The following is a 3634-nucleotide window of genomic DNA, read 5'->3' as shown; positions in this document are numbered from 1 at the left end:
CCGATCATCCGGTCCCCGCCGCTCAGGCGCTCCGGCGCCCTCAGCCCTTGGCGTCCGCCCAGGCCCGCTGCACGGCGAGATCGGCCTTGACCTCCGCGAGCTGCGCGGCCACCGCCGACGGCGCGGTGCCGCCGCGCCCGTTCCGGGAGGCGAGCGCGCCGGGCACATCGAGGACCGTGCGCACCTCCGGCGTCAGATGCGGCGAGATCTTCGCGAACTGCTCGTCCGTGAGCTGGTCGAGCTCGATGCCGTGCGCCTCGCACTCCTTGACGCACTCCCCCGCGACCTCGTGCGCGACCCGGAACGGCACACCCTGCTTGACCAGCCACTCAGCGATGTCGGTGGCGAGCGAGAAGCCGGCCGGGGCCAGCTCCGCCATGCGCTCGCGGTGGACGGTGAGCGTCGCCATCATGCCGGTGAACGCGGGCAGCAGCACCTCCAGTTGGTCGCAGGAGTCGAAGACCGGTTCCTTGTCCTCCTGGAGGTCGCGGTTGTACGCGAGCGGGAGCGCCTTCAACGTCGCCATCAGGCCCGTGAGGTTGCCGATCAGCCGACCGGACTTGCCGCGCGCCAGCTCCGCGATGTCCGGGTTCTTCTTCTGCGGCATGATCGACGAACCGGTCGAGAACGCGTCGTGCAGCGTCACGAAGGAGAACTCCTTCGTGTTCCAGATAATGACCTCCTCCGCGATGCGCGAGAGGTTGACGCCGATCATCGCCGTGATGAAGGCGAACTCGGCGGCGAAGTCCCGCGCCGCCGTGCCGTCGATGGAGTTGGCGGCGCTGCCGTGCTCGAACCCGAGGTCCGCCGCGACCGCCTCCGGGTCGAGCCCGAGGGACGACCCGGCGAGCGCGCCCGACCCGTACGGCGAGACCGCCGTCCGCTCGTCCCACTGCCGCAGCCGCTCCGCGTCGCGGGAGAGCGACTGGACGTGGGCCAGGACGTGGTGGGCGAAGAGCACCGGCTGGGCGTGCTGGAGGTGCGTACGGCCCGGCATGGCGACGTCCGGGTGCGCCTCGGCGAGGCCGGTCAGCGCCTCCTGGAGGTCGGTGATCAGGCCGCCGACGATCCGCGCGTGGTCGCGCAGGTACATCTTGAAGAGCGTCGCCACCTGGTCGTTGCGCGAGCGGCCGGCCCGCAGCTTGCCGCCGAGGTCGACGCCGAGGCGCTCCAGCAGCCCCCGTTCCAGGGCGGTGTGCACGTCCTCGTCGGCGATGGTGCCGGTGAACGAGCCGTCCGCGACGTCCGACTCCAGCTGGTCGAGGCCCGCGAGCATGCGCGTGAGCTCGTCGGCGGTGAGCAGCCCGGCCTTGTTCAGGACGCGGGCGTGGGCGCGGGAGCCCGCGATGTCGTACGGGGCCAGCCGCCAGTCGAAGTGGACGGACGCGGACAGCTTGGCCAGGGCCTCGGCCGGCCCGTCGGCGAACCGCCCGCCCCAGAGCCGGACGTCACCGCTGTTGCCGTTGCTCACTTGCTCTGCTCCTCGTAAGAGATGAGTCGAACCCGGCCCCGGCCCATGAGCGCCCGGGAGAACCGTCTTTCAAGCCCGTCCGGCGTTTGAGGACTTTCGGGAAGGGGCGGGGTGGGGGAATCTACACGTACACGATGCGGCATAAGTATGCAGCGCAATGCATGATTCGTCAACGCGATCGACGGCAGGCCCACGGGCGACCGACACGTCAGGACCGCCCCCGCCGAACCCCTCGCACCACATCGGCCAGCACCACCACATGCCCGTGCTCAACGTCCTTGGTCGCGGTGAGCAACGTAAGGCGCCCGGACCCCACCCGTTCGCACAGCTCCCGCACCGCCCGCTCCCCGTCCTCCCCCGCCAGTTCGGCCCGGTAGCGCTCCGCGAACTCGTCGAACTTCGCCGGGTCGTGCCCGTACCAGCGCCGCAGCCCGTCCGACGGCGCGACGTCCTTGTCCCACTCGTCCAGCTCCGCCGCCGCCTTCGACAGGCCGCGCGGCCACAGCCGGTCGACCAGCACCCGTGTGCCGTCCGCCGCGTCGGGGGCCTCGTACACCCGCCGCACCCGCACCTCGTCCGTGTCACGCGCCATCGTCTGCCTCCTGCCGTGGACGCCCCCCTCGCCCCATAATGCGAGCCATGGGAAAGGTGTACGAGAAAATAGACGGCCGGCTGCGCACGTTCATCGAGGCGCAGCACATCTTCTTCACCGCCACCGCTCCGCTCGACGGAGACGGCACGGTGAATCTCTCCCCCAAGGGCCTGCGCGACTCGTTCGCCGTGCTCGACGAGCACACCGTGGCGTACCTCGACTACGCGGGCAGCAACGCCGAGACCATCGCCCACCTCCGCGAGAACGGCCGCATCACCCTCATGTGGTGCGCCTTCGACGGCCCGCCGAACATCGTGCGCGTGCACGGCCGCGGCGAGCCCGTGTTCCGCGACGACCCGCGCTGGCAGGGGCTGCTGGCGCACTTCCCCGACCGCGCCCCGGCGCAGCACGGCCCGCGCGCCGTCATCGTCGTCACCGCCGAGCTGGTCCGGGACACGTGCGGCTATGCCGTGCCGTTCATGTCGTTCGACGCGGAGCGGGACCTGCACGAGAAGCGGTTCACGCGCGAGACGGACGCTTCCCTGGACGCGTACTTCCACAAGAAGGAGCACATCGCGTCCAGCATCGACGGCCTGCCGGGCCTGCCCCTGCCATTGCCACCGCTCCCACCGGCCGCATGAGGGGCCGCCTCGGCCGGGCGGCCGCGATCCTCGCCACGGCGGCAGCCCTGAGCGGCACTCTCGGCCTCACCACTCCCGCCGCCTCCGCGCTCCCGTCCCGCATGGCCGACACCGGCGGCGGCACGCAGCTGATCACCGCGGAGGCGGCCCGTACGGACTCGACCACCGGCACCCTCACCTGGTGGGAGAAGCGCCGGGGCGCCTGGCGCGCGGCGGGGACCACCCCGGCCCGGTTCGGCGCGAAGGGCCTGACCGAGGGCCGTACCCGCGTGCAGGGCACGGACACCACGCCCACCGGCCTGTACGCGCTTCCCTACGCCTTCGGCAACGACGCCGCCCCGGCGGGTACGCGCAGCCCGTACCGGAGGGTCACCCCCGACTCCTGGTGGTGCGAGGACAACGCCTCCCGCTCCTACAACCGCTGGGTCGAGGGCCTGCCGTCCGACTGCGCGGCGAAGGAGTCCGAGCACCTGGCCGACTATCCCGTCCAGTACAGCCGGGCCCTGGTCGTCGCCTTCAACTACGCCCGCCCCGTCCACGGCCGCGGCGCGGGCATCTTCCTCCACGTCAACGGCCGCGGCGCGACCGCCGGATGCGTCTCCGTCCCCGCGTCCGCCATGTCCGCGGTCCTCACCTGGCTCCGCCCCGCCGCGCGCCCCCACATCGCCATCGGCACCCGCTCCGGACCGACGGCCATCACCCGCTACTGACCCGCCGCCGACCCGCTACGGGCCCCCTCCGGCGCCGCCGGACACCCCCCGATTCGGCTCACCGGCCGGAACAGGGTATTTTCTTCTTGCACGCCCCGACCGGGAAGAATCCCGGAAGCGGCGGGCACCGGGACGTGGCGCAGCTTGGTAGCGCACTTGACTGGGGGTCAAGGGGTCGCAGGTTCAAATCCTGTCGTCCCGACGGTGCAGTGGCGAAGGG

At 71.8% G+C, this 3634-nt stretch carries 4 protein-coding genes and 1 tRNA gene; 3 read left to right on the top strand and 2 right to left on the bottom strand.

Features of this window, described 5'->3' with window-relative positions; all coding sequences use genetic code 11:
• Positions 1-40 precede the first annotated feature (40 nt).
• On the bottom strand, positions 41-1471 hold the full coding sequence (argH, locus tag ACFU99_RS37370; protein WP_384401239.1) for an argininosuccinate lyase: 1431 nt from the start codon (positions 1469-1471) through the stop codon (positions 41-43).
• 208 nt (positions 1472-1679) lie between these two features.
• Positions 1680-2063, bottom strand: coding sequence for a DUF488 domain-containing protein (locus ACFU99_RS37365; RefSeq protein WP_384401236.1), 384 nt, complete (start codon positions 2061-2063; stop codon positions 1680-1682).
• 47 nt (positions 2064-2110) lie between these two features.
• On the opposite strand from ACFU99_RS37365, the gene ACFU99_RS37360 reads away from it, so the two are divergent.
• The 3 genes from ACFU99_RS37360 to ACFU99_RS37350 all read left to right on the top strand — a co-directional run bounded on the left by ACFU99_RS37360 (position 2111) and on the right by ACFU99_RS37350 (position 3616).
• A complete protein-coding gene (locus ACFU99_RS37360) occupies positions 2111-2704 on the top strand; it encodes a pyridoxamine 5'-phosphate oxidase family protein (protein WP_384401233.1) in 594 nt (197 codons plus the stop codon).
• Entirely contained in the window at positions 2701-3414 is a 714-nt protein-coding gene (locus tag ACFU99_RS37355; protein WP_384401230.1) for a L,D-transpeptidase, read from the top strand. The genes ACFU99_RS37360 and ACFU99_RS37355 overlap by 4 nt, the downstream gene beginning before the upstream one ends.
• Positions 3415-3542: 128 nt before the next feature.
• Positions 3543-3616: transfer RNA gene (locus ACFU99_RS37350), tRNA-Pro, on the top strand.
• Positions 3617-3634: the final 18 nt, after the last annotated feature.

Origin of the sequence: Streptomyces sp. NPDC057654, from assembly GCF_042800135.1 — a bacterium.
In the GTDB taxonomy this organism is placed as follows: domain Bacteria; phylum Actinomycetota; class Actinomycetes; order Streptomycetales; family Streptomycetaceae; genus Streptomyces.
Note: the sequence above shows the minus strand (reverse complement) of the source record. Positions and strands in the feature narration are given on the sequence as shown.

Coding starts and splice junctions, on each gene's coding strand:
- ACFU99_RS37355 (WP_384401230.1), top strand. CDS start 2,701: ATGAGGGGCCGCCTCGGCCGGGCGGCCGCGATCCTCGCCACGGCGGCA.
- ACFU99_RS37365 (WP_384401236.1), bottom strand. CDS start 2,063: ATGGCGCGTGACACGGACGAGGTGCGGGTGCGGCGGGTGTACGAGGCC.
- ACFU99_RS37360 (WP_384401233.1), top strand. CDS start 2,111: ATGGGAAAGGTGTACGAGAAAATAGACGGCCGGCTGCGCACGTTCATC.